Here is a 19163-nt window from a genome sequence, read left to right as displayed (position 1 = left end):
ACCGACTCGTTGGATTATTGGAGAGCGACGGGATGTTCTTTCAGCGCCGACAGCAGGCGCGCATACTTCATGTAGGCAGAATCCTTCTGCAGCGATGCAAGCTGCTTGCGATCAAAGCCTGGACGGACAGGATTACACCATACCTCGATCATTTTTTCCGTCAGATCGGACACGAAGCCGGCACGGGAAACCAGTCCATCTATTGAGCCCTGATAATCCAGGATATCAACCGCTGGCTCGACCAGATGCACACCGGGCAGGCCGTCGTACTCACCGGCAACTCCCACCCTCGGGAAGATCACAGGCAGATCACTGGCCAAGGCTTCGAGGAACGTCAACGGCCCACCTTCGAAGAAGCTGGCACCAACAAATGCATCTGCCATCGCATACAGCTCCCATGGCGCACTGGTCGGCTCAATGAGCAACACCCTTGATCCGAGCCCGGCCTGCTTCACCAGCGCCTGCAGCTCAGCATGCAGGCCCTTTTCGTAGACCGGGCCCACTACAACCAGCTTCGCATTGTCACAGCCGTGCACGGCGTGACTGAAAGCCCGGACAACATCAATGTGGTTCTTCTGATGATTGACTGCCGCCATATCAAGGAAGATGAAGTCATTGACTCCGATGTTGTGCTGGCGACGCAGCCGGTTGCGGACCGCCATGCGGTCGATGGAGGTGAAGCGGTCAACATCGATGCCGTTGTTGATCACGCTGCAGCGATCTGCCTCGACACCAATACGGCGCACCGAGTATTCCTTGACCGTCTCCGACACTGCAACGAACCGGGTAGTGAGCGCAGCCGCATCCTGGAAGCGCCGCAGCTCTTCGCCCGCCAGCCACATGTAGATGTTGTGGATGACCTGGACGACAGGCACATCCAGCTCACGGCAAACGTCGATCCCCTCGATCGAGTAGTGCGAGAGCAGCACTTTGGGCTTGAGCCTCTGCAGCACCTCGCGATAGGCCGACGCCGAGTACTCAATGGCAACCAGTTGCTGGCCGAGCCGGCGGGCGCGCTCAGCAGCGGGCCCCTGCGTTCCCAGCACCAGCAGGGTCAAGCGCATTCCGCAGCCACGGAGGAACTCGTTGAGTTCAACCACAACGTTTTCCAGGCCGCCGGCTTCAAAGTTGCCCACCTGCACCAGCACGTCCACCTCCGAGTGCTCCGGCACATCCTGGCCGATCGGCCTACCGGAATCGCCCAGCAGATAATCCGCCAGCGCCAGTGCTCCACGATCCCGCGCCGACTTGATCCGCTGGTAGACGCCGAAATTGAACTGAGCCATCTCGGAGATCCTGGCGCGGTCGGGAACGCGGCCGGCGTTGAACTCGTCAACCGGAATCGAGAGCATGCCCAGATCGGAGAAGTCACCGATCTGGTCCGAGTCGATGATGGGCACGATGCCGTTGGCAAGATATTCAACAATCTTGGTCGGGCACGCGACGTTGTTGACGACTGAATCCTCACGAAGGATGAAGCCAAAGTCGCACTTGCGATAGAAACGCATCAGTGCGTCGTGACTCATCGAGTCGAACACGACCTTGTTGTCCGGGTCGATATCCGCAGCGATCTCACTTGCGGTTTCCGGATCAGGGGAAAGGAAGTAGCTCGTGCAGTGCTCCTGTACAGCAATCATGCTGCGCAGGGTCTTCTCCGGCTGCTGCCACTTGTGCAGACCGCCGGCATAGACCGCAATCGGCTTCGCGTTGTTCTTCTCGCCGAGGAAGGGCACGAAGCTGGGGAACATCGGGAAATGCACGAATTCCGGAGACGGGTGATTCCGGTACTTTCCCTGCAGGTACTTCTGCATCACACCGGAAACGACCACCACCCGACCCGCGTGGGCAAACGCGTACTCTTCCAGACGCTCGTACTTGACCGCATTGAAATAGTCGTGATGCATCCGGAATTCTTCCGGAACCACGCCATGGATATCGACCACCGATTTAACGAACGGCAGCCGCAGCAGCCTGGAAACGCCCAGGCCACTCATCCGCAGCACGCTATGGAAATAGATCTTGCGGGAGCGGAGCACGAATGCCAGCACGGTTGCCCAGAGCACCGCCTTCTTCAGGCGGCTGCCGATCGGACGAATAACGATGACCCTGGGTTGCGGACGATCGATTACCGACGTACGGCCCACCAGGTCTGCGGTCTCGACATACAAGCGCCACTGGTCCGACACCAGCCGGTCCACCATCTGAATCCGCTGGAAGTAGCCGTCCTTCTCCCGCTCGGGATAGAAGTAGCCCCCGAAGAACACGGTGCCCCGGAAGTTCAGCAGCGTCTGCAGCCCTTTCCTGACTCCCCAGAGCAGCTTGCCAACTCCGGAGCGCTGGGCCCACTCCTGCTTCACCCATTCGGTACTGGCCGCGGCGGCCTGTGCGCCACCAGCCGCGCCCCCACGCAGCGAGGCATTGATGCTGAAGTTTGCATCCACCACAGACCAGATATGTTCCAGCAAACGTTCGCCACGGGTGACAAGTTCGGCGGGGTCAACGGCCGCATGGCCAGGTGACGACAGCCATTGCTTCACGTCAGCATTGAAGCCATTCCACTCAACGGCAAGAGGAGCGAACGCATCCGCACGTTCAATCGCCGTACGCACGCGCGTGGAACGCTTGGCGGAATGGAGGAATTCACCCTTCAGATTGACGAATTCGACGGCATGGTGGGCAACCAGCCTATCGACCGTGCCAAGGTGCAGCTGCAGCAGATGAACCTGATCCGCGCTGGCGTCATTGGCTTCGCGAACCACATGCCTGAAGTCCGCCAGGAAAGAGGCCAGCGGCTTCTCAGGTCGGCGTCGCCATGAAACCCCATGCTTCGATTCCAGATAACGCAGATTCTCCTTCGCGCGGCCTGCGAAATAGCTGTAGTCAAGCTTCCCGAATGATGCAGATCCAAAATGATGGATGTACACGTCGCGGGCAAGTGCAATGGCGTAGCCCTTCTCGCTCAGGCGCAGGCAGTAGTCGTCGTCCTCGAATCCACCGGGGAAGAATGTCTCATCGAGCAGGCCAACATCCTCAAGCGCTCCACGTTCAATGAAAACGCAGAAGAACGTGACGTCACATTCCTGTACGCAACCACGGAACTCCCTGTAACGCTGCTCCGCCTGGTCGGCTACCTGCTGGTACGCCTTGTCGAAGGCCTTTGCAGATGCGGCAACCTGCTGCAGGTCCAACGCATTGAGATCTGGAACGCATTGTTCGCTGTCGGCCCGATTGGTAACCGCGCTTACCACCGGATACCCATGCGCCAGCTGGCGGTCCATCCAGCCATTGGTGACGATGACATCGCTGTTCAGCAGACAGATCTGGCTGATCGTCGAGTCCTCGAGCAGCGCTTTGATCCCGACGTTGTTACCGCCACTGAACCCCAGATTCTTCTCGTTCTGAATGTAGGTCCACTGTCCGCTGGCGAACTCCGGAGCTGACGTGACGTACGCCTGGATCCTCTGGCGCTCTTCGGCGGAAGAGGCATTGTCGACAATGATCAACTTGTAGGTTGCATCATTCTTCGCCCTTGAAACACTCCGCAACGTAACAATCGCAGCGTCCGCAGCGTTGTACGTCACCATCACGATCCCTATCACTTCACTGCCCCTGATTCCATTGCGCTCATTACGGCACCACATCCATTTCTGTGAATTTTATCACACATACCGCCCCACTGGCTACCCGCCACCGAGAGAAGCATCATCGCTTCCGCAACTGCGTCTCAAGCATCGCGATAATCCTGTCGCGGGATGCAATTTCCGACTGCATCTCCCGGGCCAGATTCTGCGAGTGCGAATCGAGCTCAACGATCTTTCCAGCAAGCTCCTCGACCCGGCTGTGCTCCCTGATTACTTCACCAGCCAGTTCCTCGGCGCGGGCATTCTGGCGCATTATCTCGGCAGCCAGCTCGTCATTACGCTGGTTGCGCTCGATCACCTGCGAAGCGAGGGCATCGGCGTGGGCCTGGAGCCTCTGCATGCCCGCGTTCAGATCCATGGCCTCGAGCGTCTTGGCACTGTTACCGGAATGGACCGCTCTCAATTCAGCCTTGAGGTGATCAATCTGGCGCTCGAGGAATCCGCGGGACTCCCGCGCGAACGCGCCAGGACGTTCGGCAGCCGTTCCCACCACAGCCAGCATGTAGGCGGCACGCGCACTCTTGTCGAACAGCAAGGCCATTTCGGCGAGCCCGAAAGGCAGCGGCGCGTGCTCGGCACCTATGACGTTCAGCCATGCAGCCAGCCAACTGTTCTTCGGGCCACCTGTTGAAAGGCGCCGGACCAGACTGATGGATCGGTACAGCAGACCACGGACCTGATCGAATTCATTGCGCCCGGCATGGATCACCGCGCGCAGGAACAGCGCATCCAGCGTTTTGTTGCCGAGGATGGGGCTATAGGGAACGGGGTCAATTTCCGAGCAGACGGTGAGATAGTGCTCAGCCTCGGCCATATTGCTCTGGAGAAATTCCGAGAAGCCCCATGCATAGGCGATCGATACTCTCCAGCGACGCTGGTGAGGATTGGTCAACTTGCCTTCAAGATAGCGGTCAACCGCCCGCTTCAGCGCCTCGCGCTCATCACGCTTGCCACTTTCAATCTGCTCATAGACCAACCCGCACAGCGCGGCACCAGAATCAACGGACTGGGGCGGAGCGCTGGCGAACACCTTGCGACGGAAACGGGCAAGCAGGTTCGGATTGGTCGAACGCTGGCCAATAGCCACCATCGCCTTGACCAGCCACGGGTTGAGATAGTCACGCGCGAACGCAGACACATTGAAGCGCGACGAACTCGGTATCTCCCATGCGGTTTCCTTGAAAACCGCCCCACCCGGCTCGGTAGGATCCTTCATCCCGAGAAACACCACCCATTCGGCCTCTTCATATTCCGGCTTATTGACATCCACCTCGCGCCACGACCGGGGCGAGAAATGGCATTTCATCGCACCGCCAGCTACCTGGATGAAAGCCTTCTCCAGAAGGAACGTCGAAGAAACTTCAGCCCTCAGCTTGTCCCAGGTATAGACATGCAGATGGAAGGGATTCGGGTCACGCCCCGTCTCATCGGTCCAATCGTTGGGAGCGCAGAGCATGACCCTGCCGCCGGGTGCCAACACACGCTTCAGCTCGCGGAGATAGCGATCAGGATGGGGGACGTGTTCGATGGTTTCGAACGCTGCAATGAAATCAATGCTCGCATCAGCGATGCCGGTCAGCGATTCCGCATCTCCAACCGCATACTGGACCTTGCCTGGAAGCGCATAATGGGCACGAGCATACTCGATACCGAAATCGCTCAGATCCACACCAAGAACCGAACCGGCCAGCGTGGTTTCGAACAGCATGCGGGAGCCATAACCCAGGCCACAGGCGACGTCGAGCACGCGATCACCGGGCCGGATGTACTCGGCGGCGTATCGATACCGGACACAGTGCGCATCACTGCGCCGGCCCGTCTCGCGGAGCATATCGGTGTGCAGCAGGCGCTCTTCGTCCAGAACCTCGAGATTGAAGCTCTTCAGCGCATCATCGGGTACACGCTCGAAGGGCGCCACGAAGCACCCCTGGGCGACATTGAGCGATGCATATGGATTGACATCGTAGTAGGCCGCCGCTTTACGGTAACCGACAGTGATCACCCGTCGTTCCAGCGCCTCCCGCTCTCTCAGTGCGGCCTCAGCCTGCTCCTGGATATCGTGGATGACCAGAATGTAGCGGACGCGATCGGCATAAAGCTCTGGAAGGTTCGCAAGTACCTCATCCATTGCCCCCCGAAGATCGAGAACTACAGCATGTGGCACCTTCCCTTCGACAGGCTCATCGATCGCATCCAGCAGGTTCCCGCGCAGGGCTGCGGCGATTTCCTTTGCATCCCTACCGATGCAGAGGTAATAGCCAAATCCAAACGCATCGCGCACGTCATTGGAGAACCTGCCGATGTCAAAGGTACGCTCGGTCACCATGTAGCACTCATCCTCAGGTCGAAACTTCCGCCAAAATGGTAGGCCTTCTGGTCCAGGAACACCTGGAAAAATGCCGCTTCATCCTTCCAGTGAAGGATGGTCTGATCAGAGTAATCCGGCTGTCCTTCATGCGAAATGATGGCCTGGATCTCATAGAACCCTGGACCCAGCGGGCACACGAAGTCGAACAAGGCCGAGGCTTCTTCACCCTTGTCGAATTTCCGCTCCCAGAACACAGGCGCCTGACTCACCCCGGCCGCGACCTGCATGTCCTGGTTGAGTGTTCCCCACGAGTAGATCTTCAGGCCTTCGCGATTGCGGATCCGTAGCGATACGTTCAGGTTCTTGAGATCGACCTGCGCCTTGAACTGAATCTGGATCCTGACCTTCTCGCCCGGATAGAACACGGCACACGGCTCACCCGTTTCATCAAGGGTGACCACCCGCTGCACCAGTGCGTGCCCGGTTCCGGTCGACGTTTCATCGATCTCCGGAACCTCCAATGCGGTGACATCTTCGGTCACCGAGTCAGGTGCCACGGGCACATCCTCGGACGGCATGACGCTTGCCGGCAGCGCCACCTCGTTGCCGTCAGCCGAGGGGTCGATACCTTCAACCACGATATGCCGCTCCGCCAACGAGGCGAAGTACTTGGACTCTTCGTTGTTGATCAGGCGCCGGTACGCACGCAGCGTCTCCGAAGACGTGCCCATCGCAATGGCGCGCCCCTGGTGCAGAAGCAGCGAGCGCCGGGTAACCGTCCGCACTGTTTCCTGATCATGGGACACGAACAGGATGGTCACCCCATCATCGGCCAGCCGGTTGATACGGGCAAAGCAGCGCTTCTGGAACAGCGCATCACCTACCGCCAGAGCCTCATCGATGATGAGAATATCCGGATCGATCTGCACCTGCACTGCGAAGGCCAGGCGTACCAGCATGCCACTGGAGTAGGTTTTGATCGGCCGCTCGAGATGCTCACCGATATCGGCGAAAGCAGCAATTCCGTCGAAGCGCGCATCGATCTCCGCGCGCGACAGACCCAACAGCATGCCGTTGAGATAGACATTCTCGCGACCGGAGAATTCGGGATTGAACCCCGACCCCAGCTCGAGCAGCGCCGCAATGCGTCCACGCGTCTGCACCGAGCCCTGCGTAGGCGTCAGAACGCCGGTGATCAGCTGCAGAAGTGTGCTCTTGCCGCTACCGTTACGGCCAATGACGCCAAAGGCCTCACCGCGGGGCACTTCAAAACCGATGTCCCTGAGAGCCCAGAACTCGGAGAAATACTTGGGCGGCGTCCTTCCCAGTGCGCCATGGACGCGGTTGGCGAGCGCCTGCTTCATTCGCGTGGCGGGATTGGGATAGATCTGGTAGCACTTGCCCAGATCCTCGACTCGAATGGAAATATTGGTATCAGAGGACATCGGCAAACCCGGCTCGTGAACGCTGGAAGACCCAAAGTCCGAAAGATGCCACCACAACGGACACACCCAGGTAGATGAACCACTGTTTCCAGTCGATCATCACGCCGTGGTAAAGCAGTGCACGCACCTGCTCAACGGCAACACTGATGGGGTTGAGCATGATGGCCCCGCGGTACTTTTCGGGCAGGGCGGTGATGGGATAGAAAATGGGGGCAAGGAACATCAATGCAGCCAGAAGCCCCGTTACGATGTGGGTGATATCGCGAACGTAGGTGCCGAGGGCTGCAAGGCTCCAGCAGATCCCGAGGGTGAGAATGCCAAGCGGAATCAGCGGCAGAACCACCAGAGGTACAGTCGCGTGCAATCCGCCCTTGATGACGAGATAGAACACAACCCAGATCACAAATCCGATCAATGCATGGAACAGGGCACTGATCAGATTGATGATCGGCAGCAGCTCCAGAGGGAACACGATCTTCTTGACGTAGCTCTGATTGGTGAGGATCAGCGTTGGCGCCTTGGCCACGCATTCGGAAAAGAACGTGAACACCAGCAGGCCCGGGAACAGCACCAGGGAGAAATCGATGCTCGACTGCTGCGCGATACCCTGCCACTTCGAACGAAGTACTTCAGTGAAGAAGAAGGTGTACACGCCCAGCATGATCATGGGATTGAACAGCGCCCAAAGGACGCCCATGGTCGCGCCTCTATAGCGGATTTCGATCTCGCGCCGTGACAGGCCGACAATCAGATCGCGATTGTCAACCAGGGTCCGGCCGAGCTTCAGCAGAGACCCACTAAATTGTTGTGCCATCAAGCCAACTCCAAAGTTCCAATCAATTGCAGACAGGCATCGGTGCCTGGATGCAGCGCCCTGTCCAGGCGGGGCGCATGAAGCAAAGCGCATGCGCCCTCTCTGCGCCGGCAGTACTAGTGCGCTGCAACCAGTGCCCTTTCCAGATCCAGCTGCAGATCCCCCAGCTCTTCAACACCCACGCTCAACCGCACCAGCGCATCACTGATGCCCAGCTGTTCGCGGCGCGCCACCGGGATCGAGGCATGCGTCATCACCGCCGGGTGGTTGACCAGGCTCTCCACGCCGCCCAGCGACTCGGCCAGGGTGAACAGCTCGGTCTTCTCGCAGAAACGCTTGGCCGCCTCGAAACCGCCCTTGAGCACGATCGAGACGATACCGCCGTAGCCGGCCATCTGCTTGCCGGCGAGTCCGTGCTGCGGATGCGACGGCAGGCCCGGGTAGATCACCTTCTCCACCGCCGGGTGCTTCTCCAGCCACTGCGCCAGCGCCAGCGCGTTGGCACAGTGCGCCTTCATGCGCAGCGGCAGGGTTTTCAGGCCACGCAGGGCCAGGAAGCTGTCGAACGGACCCTGCACGCCCCCCACCGAGTTCTGCAGGAAGGCCATCTGCTCGGCCAGTTCGGCGTTGTCGCCCACCACGACCATGCCACCGACTATGTCCGAATGGCCATTGAGGTACTTGGTGGCCGAATGCAGGACCAGATCGGCACCCAGTTCCAGCGGACGCTGCAGCATCGGCGAAGCAAAGGTATTGTCCACCACCACGATCAGGCCATGGCGCTTGGCGATGGCGGCGACCGCGGCGATGTCGACGATCTTCAGCATCGGGTTGGTCGGGGTCTCGATCCAGACCATCTTCGTCTTCGACGTGATCGATGCCTCGAACGCAGCCAGATCGGTCAGGTCGACAAAGCTGAAATCCAGCCCGGCGGTGCGCCGACGCACGCGCTCGAACAGGCGGAAGCTGCCCCCGTAGATGTCATCCATCGCCACCACGTGGCTGCCGGCATCCAGCAGCTCGATCACGGTGGAGCTGGCCGCCATGCCCGAGGCGAAGGCGAAGCCGCGGGTGCCGCCTTCCAGCGACGCCACGCAACGCTCGTAGGCGAATCGGGTCGGGTTGTGGGTACGCGAGTACTCGAAGCCCTGGTGCTCGCCCGGGCTGGACTGGGCATAGGTCGAGGTGGCGTAGATCGGCGGCATTACCGCGCCGGTGCTCGGGTCCGGCGACTGGCCGCCGTGGATGGCCAGGGTGGCCAAGGCCAGTGCCCGGTCGGGCGAAGAAGGGTGGGACATGTCGTTTCCTGAATGGCGCCGACCTGCGGCGCCGTCAAAGGATCGGGAGTCTACCAGCGAGGCCTTAACGACCTTTGACGCAGATAAACCGGAATTCAGTGGCGATCTGTGACGATCTACAGGGATCTTCGGCTTACTGCACGCGACGGCGCAGATAGTTCAGCAGGTCGATGCGGGTGATCAGGCCCAGGAAGCTGTTTCCGTCCATCACGATCGCCACCTGGCCACGGTCGAACACCGGCAGCAGGGCCTCGATCGGCGACTTCACGTCCAACCGGTCCAGCTTGCTGACCATCGCGGTGGCGACGGTGTCGCGGAAGCGCGCTTCATCGCCATAGACGTGCAGCAGCACGTCGCTTTCGTCGACGATGCCGACCAGCTGATCGCCGTCCATCACCGGCAGCTGGGAGACGTCGTACAGCTTCATGCGCTGGTAGGCGGTGGTCAGCAGGTCGTTCGGGCCGATCACCACGGTGTCGCGCTGGCCGTAGGGGCGCAGGATCAGGTCACGCAGGTCGCCGTGCTGCGGGCGCTGCAGGAAGCCGTTGTCCAGCATCCAGTAGTCGTTGTACATCTTCGACAGGTACTTGTTGCCGGTGTCCGGCACCAGCACCAGCACCTTCTTCGGCGTGGTCTGCTCGCGGCAGTACTTCAGGCCGGCGGCCAGCAGGGTGCCGGTGGACGAGCCACCCAGGATGCCTTCCTTGCCCAGCAGCTCGCGCGCGGTGTGGAAGCTCTCGGCGTCGCTGATGGCATAGGCCTTGGTGACACGGCTGAAATCGGAGATCGACGGCAGGAAGTCCTCGCCGATGCCTTCGACCAGCCAGCTGCCCGACTTGTCGTTGAGGTTGCCCTCATTGATGTACTCGGCCAGGATCGAGCCGACCGGATCGGCCAGCACCAGTTCGGTCTTCGGCGACAGCTTGGCGAACGCGCGCGACAGGCCGGTCATGGTGCCGGAGCTGCCGCAGCCGAACACGATGGCGTCCAGATCGCCGCCCATCTGCTCGAGGATCTCCGGGCCGGTGCCGAACTCGTGCGCGGCCGGGTTGTCCGGGTTGCCGAACTGGTTGATGAAGTAGGCGCCTGGGGTCTGCTCGGCGATGGTCTTGGCCAGGTCCTGGTAGTACTCGGGGTGGCCCTTGGCCACGTCCGAGCGGGTCAGGCGCACTTCGGCGCCCATCGCCTTCAGGTTGAAGATCTTCTCGCGGCTCATCTTGTCGGGAACGACCAGGATCAGCTTGTAGCCCTTCTGCTGGGCGACCAGCGCCAGGCCCAGGCCAGTGTTGCCGGCGGTGCCCTCGACCAGGGTCGCGCCCGGCTTCAGATCTCCCCGCTGTTCCGCTGCCTCGATCATCGACAGGCCGATGCGATCCTTGATCGATCCGCCCGGGTTGGCGCTCTCGAGCTTCAGATAGAGCTCGCAGACGCCGGTGTCCAGGCGCTGGGCCTTGACGATCGGGGTCTGGCCGATGAGTTCGAGGACGGAAGAATGGATGGGCATTCGGGGGCTGTCGGTTCGCGCCGCACGGGGCAGGACCGATGATTATCCGCTGGATGACGTTGAAATGTCAGGTCGGAATCGGCCTACCCGGCCGCCCACCCCGAAAGAGATGCGGGCGGCCCCGGATCGACGAGGAGACCGGTACCGCCCGCATCGGTGAGTTGTGCCTGCAGGCCAAGGCACCACCGCCTGTGGTGCCTTGGCGCGGCCGCCTCATCGGCGGTGCCGCGATGCCGGGGCAGGAGCGCCCGGCGGGGCCATCACTGGCCGGGTCACGCCGTTCCAGGCGCGACGGAGTGCGTCAAAGCGTGGGGGACGTCATCGGGAGCGGTGTTTCGTACATTCGCAGAAGTCGTTGCTTGGCCAGCAGCTTCTCGCGCTTCATGCGACCCAGGGTGACATCATCGATCGGGAGTACGCCCAACTCCGCGTCCATGCACTTCTTGTTCAACTTGCGGTGCTGGTCATGGAGTGCCCTGAACTCCGGATCACGCGCGCGACGTGCGTCGATCTCGCTCTGGGGCTGATCTTCAAACATGATGGACCTCCTTCGACAGATACACGAACGCCCCGGCCGCAAGGCACGGGGCGTTGTTCATGGAGGAGTGCCGGTCGATGGCCACCTGGACGCCTGCAACGACCTGCGGCACTGGCCTGCGCACGTCGATCTGCTGCGGTTCGCGCCCTGCTTGCATCGGCCCGGCCCTCCCATCGTCCGGTCCGCGGCATTGCGTCCCGGACGATTGACCCTACGCCTGCTCCGGGCGGGGTTCAAGCCCCTGCGTCAAAAAGACCGAACCCCGCCGGGGCGGGGTTCAGGCTGAATGCTCATCGCAACGAAAAACAAACAATATCAATCAATTACGGGGCGATGATGACCTCGGCCGAGCGCGCCCGGGTGGAGGCCGCCTTCTTGCCGCTGACCTGGATCCGGTTGCTGGCAACACCGGCCGCGACCAGGGCATCACGCAGTGCTTCGGCCCGCTTCTGGCCCACGCCATTGGCGCTGTCGTAGGCCTCGATGCGCAGGCGGCCCTTCTTGCCGATGTTCAGGTACTCGGCCAGTGCCTTGGCCTGGTTGCGGGCGCCGCCGGACAGGCTGGAGGCACCTGCCGCGAACGCATCACCATTGAAGGTGAAGACCTCGCCGCGGCCATCGAACTTCGAGCCCGGCAGTTTCTGTCCGGACACCAGCTCGGCTTCCTCGCGGGCCAGCTTGGCGGCGTTCTGCTGGGCGGCGCTGAGGCGCTGCTGCTGCTTGCCGGCCACGCTGGTCAGAGCGTTCTCGGCGTCCTGACGGGCCAGGGTCTCGGCCTCGGCCGCCTGGCGCAGGCGCTCGGCCTCCTCGGCCTGCATCTGCGCCTGCATGCGCAGCTGCTCCGCTTCCTGGCGGGCGCGGGCCGCATCGCGGCGGCTGGCCTCGATCAGCAGATCGCTGCGGGTACGTTCCAGGCGGTCGACCTCACGCGCGGCCATCGCAGTACGCACGGCGGTCTCGGCGATCTCCACCCGGCGCTCGGCCAGATAGGTGGCCAGTTCCTGGTCGCGGCGCTTGGCCTTGTCCAGGGTGGCGATCGCCTGCTGGGCCTGCATGCGCTCGAAGGCGCCCAGCTCAGCGGTGTCGGGATTGGCCTGGATGGCCATCAGGCGCTGGCTCAGCTGCGCCACCATCGGGTTGTCGGCGGCCACGGCCAGGGTCGGCAGCGCCAGCAGCGCGGCCAGGGTTGCGGCGGTCATCGGCTTCACCGGCGGTCCTCCCCGGTCGACAGCTGGCGTTGCAGCTGGTTGACCTCGTTGCGGCGCAGCTGCAGCTGCGCGGTGACGGTAGCTTCCTCGCTGCGGACGCGCGCCAGGTCGGCGTCGGCGGCGGCACGCAGGGCCATCGCCGGGGCGTTCTTGCGTTCGCGGCGGTCGCCGGCGGCACGCTGGGCCTGCTCCAGTCCCTGGCGGGCCAGCCCGATCAGGTCCGGGGCGTATTGGTCCGCATCGGCCTGGGTGGCCTTGTCCACCGCCTGCCGGGCCTGCGCCAGTTCCAGCGCGGCGTCCTGCGCCCAGGCGGGGGCAGACAGTGCGAATGCAAACGCCATCACATACAGGCCATGGCGCATTCGTGCGAAGCTAAGTCGTTTCATTGGGGAGGCCGTACCGGTTGTCGGTTCACGGCCATTGTCGTCAAGCCGACACCGTGCTGGCAACGGGCGTCGGCCGTTTCGTTGGGGAAAATTCGCAATGGATATCGGCTACTTCCTGAAGCTGATGACCGAAAAGAACGCTTCGGACATGTTCCTGACCACCGGGGCACCGGTCTACATCAAGATCGAGGGGAAGCTCTATCCGCTGGGCAATACCGGCCTGCCGCCGGGCATGGTCAAGAAGATCGCCTACTCGCTGATGGACGAAGGCCAGGTGCCGCAGTTCGAGCGCGAGCTGGAGCTCAACATGGCCATCGCCCTGCCCGATGCCGGGCGCTTCCGCGTCAACGTGTTCAAGCAGCGGGGCGAGGTCGGCATGGTCATCCGCGCCATCCGCAGCCGCATCCCGAGCATCGAGGAGCTGAACCTGCCTCAGGTGCTGAAGGACGTCATCATGACCCCGCGCGGGCTGGTGCTGGTGGTGGGGTCCACCGGCTCGGGCAAGTCCACCTCGCTGGCATCGATGATCGACCACCGCAACAGCACCACCACCGGGCATATCCTCACCATCGAGGACCCGATCGAGTACCTGCACAAGCACAAGATGTCGATCGTCAACCAGCGCGAGGTCGGGCTGGACACCCATGCCTTCCACAACGCGTTGAAGAACGCCATGCGTGAAGCGCCGGACGTGATCCTGATCGGCGAGATCCTGGACGCGGAAACCATGGAGGCGGCGATCGCCTTCGCCGAGACCGGCCACCTGTGCCTGGCCACCCTGCACTCCAACAACGCCGACCAGACCATCGAGCGCATCCTCAACTTCTTCCCGGAAAGCGCGCACAAGAACGTGCTGATGAACCTGGCGCTGAACCTGCGTGCGGTGATCAGCCAGCGCCTGGTGAAGAACAAGGAGGGCCGTCGCCTGCCGGCCACCGAGGTGCTGATCAACACGCCGATGATCCGCGACCTGCTGCGTCGCGGCCAGGTGCACGAGATCAAGGCGGCGATGGAAGGCTCGCTGGAAGAAGGCATGGAGAGCTTCGACCAGTGCCTGTTCCGGCTGGCCAAGGCGGGGGTCATCGATCAGGAGGAAGCGCTGCGCGCGGCCGACTCGCGCGATGGCCTTGCCCTGAAGTTCCGCCTGTCCGAGGGCAGCAGCGGCGAGCACGACCCGTACGCGGATTTCTCGGCCGGCGCACCCAGCATCACCCACGGCTTCTAGAAAAAAGGGGACGGAGGGAATCAAGTCGCAAATGCACTTACGACTTGATTCCCTCCGTCCCCTTTTTCTGAAGAGTTCAGGAGGTGTCTCATCCGATGAGACCCCCTGTCCGTAGGTTTCCTCAATGGAAACCATCCGCAAGCTGGCCATCCTGGCCGATGCCGCCAAATACGATGCGTCCTGCGCCTCCAGCGGCTCGGGGAAGCGCGACTCGCGTGCCAGCGGCGGCATCGGCAGCACCGAAGGCATGGGCATCTGCCACAGCTATACACCTGATGGCCGCTGCGTATCGCTGCTGAAGATCCTGCTGACCAACTTCTGCGTCTACGACTGCGCCTATTGCGTGAACCGCGTTTCCAGCAACGTGGCCCGCGCGCGTTTCAGCGTGGACGAGGTGGTCACGCTCACCCTGGATTTCTACAAGCGCAACTACATCGAAGGGCTGTTCCTCTCCAGCGGCATCATCCGCAATGCGGACTACACGATGGAGCAGATGGTGGAGGTCGCCCGGCGGCTGCGCGAGGAGCACCGCTTTGCTGGCTACATCCACCTCAAGACGATTCCCGAAGCCTCGCCCGAGCTGCTGGCCAGTGCCGGGCGCCACGCCGATCGCCTGTCCATCAACGTGGAGCTGCCTACCGAGGCCGGCCTGACCACACTGGCGCCGGAAAAGACCGTTCATTCGATCCGCGGCGCGATGGGCGAACTGCGCTGGCGCATCGAGGAAGCGCAGGAGGCACGCAAGGCACCGGCCGGGCTGGCACCGGCAGTCACCCGCAGCACGCGGCCGAAGCCGCCCCGTTTCGCGCCGGCAGGCCAGAGCACACAGATGATCGTGGGTGCCGATGGCGCCAGTGACCAGCAGATCCTGACCAGCGCCGACAGCCTGTACGGCAACTACCGCATGCGCCGGGTCTACTACTCCGCGTTCAGCCCGATTCCCGATGCCAGCCGCCAGCTGCCATTGCAGCCTCCGCCGCTGCAGCGCGAGCACCGGCTGTACCAGGCCGACTGGCTGTTGCGCTTCTATGGCTACGGTGTGGACGAGATCACCGACACCACGCAGGGCGGAATGCTCGATCTGGATATCGATCCGAAGATGGCCTGGGCGATCCGCCATCCCGAACGCTTTCCGGTCGATCTGAACCGTGCGCCGAAGGAAATGCTGCTGCGGGTGCCCGGCCTGGGCGTGCGCAATGCAAAGCGCGTGCTGATGGCGCGCCGTCATGGGCGCCTGCGCGTAGCCGACATCGCCCGCCTGAAGGCTCCGATGAGCAAGTTGCTGCCGTTCGTGCTGCTGGCCGACCACCATCCGCGCAAGGCGCTGGATGACCCGGCCGCGCTGCGCGCGCAGCTGGCCCCGCCTCCGCGCCAGGGATCGCTGTTCGATGCACCGCCGGCAGCCTGACGCGCAGCGCTGGTCGCAGCGGGTGGACCCGGCCTGGTCACTGCAGGCCTGGCGCGACGGCGCGCGTGATGCATTGCTGCGCGGCGTGCCACCCGAGCAGCTGGACTGGCTCGAAGGCAGCGAAGCGTCGCTGCTGGATGCGCCGCCGGTGCAGCAGGCAGTGGTGCCGGCAGGTGCAACCGCTCCCAACGTCCCGCGCGAATTCCTCGACCTGGCCGCAACCTGCCTGTGCCATAGCGAGCCGCAGCGCCTGTCACTGCTGTATCGGCTGCTGTGGCGGATCACCCATGGCGAACGTGCGGTACTGACCAACCCCGCCGATGCCGATGTGCTGCGTGCGATGGCACTGGCCCAGGCCGTCCGCCGCGACACGCACAAGATGAAGGCGTTCGTTCGTTTCCGCGAGGTACCCGGCCAGCCCGAGGCGTTCATCGCGTGGTTCGAACCCCAGCACCACATTGTCGATCGGGTGGCACCGTTCTTCGCGCGCCGTTTCACCGGCATGCGCTGGGCCATCCTGACGCCCTCGCGCAGCGTCGCGTGGGATGGGCAGGCGCTTGCCTTTGGCCGAGGGGCACGGCGTGAGGACGCCCCGGCCGAGGACGCCCGCGAGGCCCTGTGGCAGACCTACTACGCCAGCATCTTCAATCCGGCCCGGCTCAATACGCGGATGATGATGCAGGAGATGCCGGCCAAGTACTGGCGGCACCTGCCGGAGGCGCAGTTGCTGCCGCGCCTGGTGCGCGACGCAGGCGATCGCGTGCAGGAAATGCATGATCGCCCCGCGCAGCCTCCGCAGCGCAGGATTCCCCTGCGTGAAGACGCGGCGATATCGGCCACCGATACCCGCAGCCTGCAGAATCTGCGGCAACAGGCCAGCGCCTGCCGCCAATGCCCACTGTGGGAGAACGCCACGCAGACCGTGTTCGGCCAGGGGCCGGCCGATGCCGGCGTGATGCTGGTGGGGGAACAGCCTGGTGATACCGAGGATCTGCGTGGCCTGCCGTTCGCCGGTCCGGCCGGGCAGCTGCTGGACCGCGCCCTGGCCGAGCTGGGCATCGATCGCGCCACGCTGTACCTGACCAACGCGGTGAAGCACTTCCACCATGAGCGCCGCGGCAAGATCCGGCTGCACAAGCGTCCGGAAAGCCGCCACATCCAGGCCTGCCGGCCGTGGCTGATGGGCGAGATCGCGCGGGTGCGGCCACGGGTCATCGTCTGCCTGGGCGCAACCGCGGCAGCCTCCGTGTTCGGCCGCGATTTCAACCTGTCGCGCGACCGTGGACGCTGGCACACACTGGAGGATGGCACCCGCGGCTACGCCACCGTGCACCCGGCGTGGGTGCTGCGGCAAGGCGATGACGTACGCCGCGAGAAGGCCTATCGCCTGTTCCGCGATGACCTGGCCCGGCTGCTGCAGAAAGGGGACGGAGGGGATTAAGTCGTTTGTGCCACAGACGACTTAGTCGCCCCGGTCCCCTCTACTTTCAGGCGGCGTCGGGCTGGTTTTCCGGGCGGGCGCGGTCGAAGGCGTCCAGCGCCTGGCAGGCGGCTTCGATGCGGCGCAGGGTCGGGTACGGCGTCAGGTCCAGGCCGAAGCGGTGGGCGTTGTACAGCTGCGGCAGCAGGCAGAGGTCGGCCAGGCCGGGGCGGTCGCCGTGGCAGAAGGTGCCGGTGTCGCGACTGCTGGCCAGCATCGCTTCCATGGCATCGAAGCCTTCGGCGATCCAGTGCAGGGTCCACTGCGTGCGGGCATCGGCTGGCAGCTGCAGGCTGCGCTCCAGGTACTGCATCACCCGCAGGTTGTTGATCGGATGGATATCGCAGGCCACCAGCTGGGCCAGCGCACGCACCCGCGCGCGGCCGGCGGCGTCGGCCGGCAGCAGCGGCACCTGCGGGAAGCGCTCGTCCAGATACTCGACGATCGCCAACGACTGGGTCAGCGTGTGCCCGTCATGCAGCAGGGTGGGCACCAGCTGCTGCGGATTCAGCGCGCGATAGGCGTCGAGGTGCTGCTCGCCGCCCTCGCGCACCAGGTGCACCGGCCGTGCGTCCCAGGCCAGGCCCTTCAGCTCGAGCGCGATGCGCACGCGGTAGGCGGCGCTGGATCGCCAGTAGGTGTACAGCGCGATGCCGTCGTCGACCGGGATCTCCATTGCCGCCTCCATGCTCAGGGCTTGGCCGCCGGCTCGATGCGCTGCTCGATCGCACCGAAGATGCTGTTGCCAGCGGCATCGAGCATCTCGATACGGACCACGTCACCGAAGGACATGAACGGCGTGCTCGGCTTGCCATCGCGCAGGGTCTCGACCACGCGCTGCTCGGCAAAGCACGAGGCGCCCTTGCTGGTGTCCTCGTTGGCGATGGTGCCGGAGCCGACGATGGTGCCGGCGCCGAGCGGACGGGTCTTGGCCGCATGCGCGACCAGCTGGGCGAAGTTGAACTGCATGTCCACGCCCGCTTCCGGCGCGCCGAACCACGTCCCGTTGATATGGGTCAGCAATGGCAGGTGCACCTTGCTGTCCTGCCAGGCAGCGCCCAGCTCGTCGGGGGTGACAAACACCGGCGACAGCGCCGAGCGCGGCTTGGATTGCAGGAAGCCGAAGCCCTTGGCCAGTTCGCCCGGAATCAGGTTGCGCAGCGAGACGTCGTTGACCAGTCCGACCAGCTGGATGTGGCCCGCCGCCTGTTCCGGCGTTGCAGCCATCGGCACGTCGTCGGTGATGACCACGATCTCCGCTTCCAGGTCGATGCCGTAGTCCTCGCTGACCACCTTGACCGCATCACGCGGGCCGTAGAAGCCTGCGCTGGTGGCCTGGTACATCAGCGGATCGGTGTAGAAGCTCTCCGGCACCTCGGCGCCACGGGCACGGCGCACGCGCTCGACATGCGGCAGGTAGGCGCTGCCGTCGACGAATTCATAGGCGCGCGGCATCGGCGCGGCCAGCGCCTGCGGGTCAAGGTCGAACACACCGTCGGCATCGCCGGCGTTGAGCGATTCGTACAGGGCGTTCAGGCGCGGCGCGATGCGGCTCCAGTCCTCCAGGGCCTGCTGCAGGGTGGCGGCAATGCCGGTGGCGCGCACGCCGTGGCGCAGGTCACGCGAGACGACGATCAGGGTGCCGTCGCGGCCGCCTTCCTTCAAAGAACCAAGCTTCATGGGTGGGTGTCCGGAGTCGTGGGCAAACAAGTTTCAAGTGTAATCAAATATGCAGCGGCGCCAAGCTGCAGCGCGGCATCGGCCCACCCTACCGCAGGAGGGGGTTCGGCAGGGCTGCGCCCTGCACCCGCCGAAGCAACGTCAAATGCCAGAGCGGCTCTGGGTTGTCTGTGGGCTGGGCGGGGCGGTGTCGGATTGCGGGGACGCCGTAAACCCGTCCATGGGGGC

Annotated in this window: 14 protein-coding genes; 3 read left to right on the top strand and 11 right to left on the bottom strand. The window is 63.3% G+C overall.

What is annotated here, in order from left to right; genetic code table 11:
- Positions 1–14: 14 nt before the first annotated feature.
- From O0J73_RS04575 to O0J73_RS04535, 9 genes are all read right to left on the bottom strand, one after another.
- Positions 15–3581 (bottom strand): glycosyltransferase, encoded by a 3567-nt coding sequence (locus tag O0J73_RS04575; protein ID WP_308308109.1) that lies wholly within the window; start codon positions 3579–3581, stop codon positions 15–17.
- Positions 3582–3702: 121 nt separating this feature from the next.
- Positions 3703–5967, bottom strand: coding sequence for a class I SAM-dependent methyltransferase (locus tag O0J73_RS04570; protein ID WP_197563774.1), 2265 nt, complete (start codon positions 5965–5967; stop codon positions 3703–3705).
- On the bottom strand, positions 5961–7394 hold the full coding sequence (locus O0J73_RS04565; RefSeq protein ID WP_004154082.1) for an ABC transporter ATP-binding protein: 1434 nt from the start codon (positions 7392–7394) through the stop codon (positions 5961–5963). Before O0J73_RS04565 ends, O0J73_RS04570 begins: the two co-directional genes overlap by 7 nt.
- Positions 7384–8208, bottom strand: a complete 825-nt coding sequence (locus O0J73_RS04560) for an ABC transporter permease (RefSeq protein WP_004154081.1) — start codon at positions 8206–8208, stop codon at positions 7384–7386. The genes O0J73_RS04565 and O0J73_RS04560 overlap by 11 nt, the downstream gene beginning before the upstream one ends.
- A gap of 116 nt (positions 8209–8324) precedes the next feature.
- A complete protein-coding gene (locus O0J73_RS04555) occupies positions 8325–9506 on the bottom strand; it encodes a cystathionine gamma-synthase (protein ID WP_308308108.1) in 1182 nt (393 codons plus the stop codon).
- Between the two features lie 133 nt (positions 9507–9639).
- Positions 9640–11010, bottom strand: coding sequence for a pyridoxal-phosphate dependent enzyme (locus O0J73_RS04550; RefSeq protein WP_004154078.1), 1371 nt, complete (start codon positions 11008–11010; stop codon positions 9640–9642).
- Positions 11011–11311: 301 nt separating this feature from the next.
- Positions 11312–11548 (bottom strand): YdcH family protein, encoded by a 237-nt coding sequence (locus O0J73_RS04545; protein ID WP_004154075.1) that lies wholly within the window; start codon positions 11546–11548, stop codon positions 11312–11314.
- A gap of 323 nt (positions 11549–11871) precedes the next feature.
- On the bottom strand, positions 11872–12756 hold the full coding sequence (locus O0J73_RS04540; protein WP_133933728.1) for an OmpA family protein: 885 nt from the start codon (positions 12754–12756) through the stop codon (positions 11872–11874).
- Positions 12753–13118 (bottom strand): DUF4398 domain-containing protein, encoded by a 366-nt coding sequence (locus O0J73_RS04535; protein WP_005415160.1) that lies wholly within the window; start codon positions 13116–13118, stop codon positions 12753–12755. Before O0J73_RS04535 ends, O0J73_RS04540 begins: the two co-directional genes overlap by 4 nt.
- Before the next feature lie 121 nt (positions 13119–13239).
- Between O0J73_RS04535 and O0J73_RS04530 the strand changes: the two genes are divergently transcribed.
- The 3 genes from O0J73_RS04530 to O0J73_RS04520 all read left to right on the top strand — a co-directional run bounded on the left by O0J73_RS04530 (position 13240) and on the right by O0J73_RS04520 (position 17216).
- Positions 13240–14367: a PilT/PilU family type 4a pilus ATPase gene (locus O0J73_RS04530; RefSeq protein WP_004154068.1), complete on the top strand. Its 1128-nt coding sequence runs from the start codon at positions 13240–13242 to the stop codon at positions 14365–14367.
- Between the two features lie 124 nt (positions 14368–14491).
- A complete protein-coding gene (locus O0J73_RS04525) occupies positions 14492–15775 on the top strand; it encodes a putative DNA modification/repair radical SAM protein (protein ID WP_308308107.1) in 1284 nt (427 codons plus the stop codon).
- Complete coding sequence (locus O0J73_RS04520) at positions 15756–17216, top strand: UdgX family uracil-DNA binding protein (protein ID WP_308308106.1); 1461 nt, start codon at positions 15756–15758, stop codon at positions 17214–17216. Before O0J73_RS04525 ends, O0J73_RS04520 begins: the two co-directional genes overlap by 20 nt.
- 46 nt (positions 17217–17262) lie before the next feature.
- Here O0J73_RS04520 and maiA read toward each other — a convergent pair whose 3' ends face one another.
- Entirely contained in the window at positions 17263–17931 is a 669-nt protein-coding gene (gene maiA / locus O0J73_RS04515; protein ID WP_308308105.1) for a maleylacetoacetate isomerase, read from the bottom strand.
- 14 nt (positions 17932–17945) lie between these two features.
- Positions 17946–18935 (bottom strand): fumarylacetoacetate hydrolase family protein, encoded by a 990-nt coding sequence (locus O0J73_RS04510; RefSeq protein ID WP_308308104.1) that lies wholly within the window; start codon positions 18933–18935, stop codon positions 17946–17948.
- Positions 18936–19163: the final 228 nt, after the last annotated feature.

The organism is Stenotrophomonas sp. Sm6012, assembly GCF_030985895.1.
GTDB classification, from domain to species: Bacteria; Pseudomonadota; Gammaproteobacteria; order Xanthomonadales; family Xanthomonadaceae; genus Stenotrophomonas; species Stenotrophomonas forensis.
The sequence above is the reverse complement of the archived record's forward strand: the minus strand, read 5'-3'. Positions and strand labels throughout refer to the sequence as shown.

Coding starts and splice junctions, on each gene's coding strand:
- O0J73_RS04525 (WP_308308107.1), top strand. CDS start 14,492: ATGGAAACCATCCGCAAGCTGGCCATCCTGGCCGATGCCGCCAAATAC.
- O0J73_RS04530 (WP_004154068.1), top strand. CDS start 13,240: ATGGATATCGGCTACTTCCTGAAGCTGATGACCGAAAAGAACGCTTCG.
- maiA (WP_308308105.1), bottom strand. CDS start 17,931: ATGGAGATCCCGGTCGACGACGGCATCGCGCTGTACACCTACTGGCGA.
- O0J73_RS04510 (WP_308308104.1), bottom strand. CDS start 18,935: ATGAAGCTTGGTTCTTTGAAGGAAGGCGGCCGCGACGGCACCCTGATC.
- O0J73_RS04555 (WP_308308108.1), bottom strand. CDS start 9,506: ATGTCCCACCCTTCTTCGCCCGACCGGGCACTGGCCTTGGCCACCCTG.
- O0J73_RS04565 (WP_004154082.1), bottom strand. CDS start 7,394: ATGTCCTCTGATACCAATATTTCCATTCGAGTCGAGGATCTGGGCAAG.
- O0J73_RS04545 (WP_004154075.1), bottom strand. CDS start 11,548: ATGTTTGAAGATCAGCCCCAGAGCGAGATCGACGCACGTCGCGCGCGT.
- O0J73_RS04550 (WP_004154078.1), bottom strand. CDS start 11,010: ATGCCCATCCATTCTTCCGTCCTCGAACTCATCGGCCAGACCCCGATC.
- O0J73_RS04535 (WP_005415160.1), bottom strand. CDS start 13,118: ATGCGCCATGGCCTGTATGTGATGGCGTTTGCATTCGCACTGTCTGCC.
- O0J73_RS04560 (WP_004154081.1), bottom strand. CDS start 8,208: ATGGCACAACAATTTAGTGGGTCTCTGCTGAAGCTCGGCCGGACCCTG.
- O0J73_RS04520 (WP_308308106.1), top strand. CDS start 15,756: ATGCACCGCCGGCAGCCTGACGCGCAGCGCTGGTCGCAGCGGGTGGAC.
- O0J73_RS04570 (WP_197563774.1), bottom strand. CDS start 5,967: ATGGTGACCGAGCGTACCTTTGACATCGGCAGGTTCTCCAATGACGTG.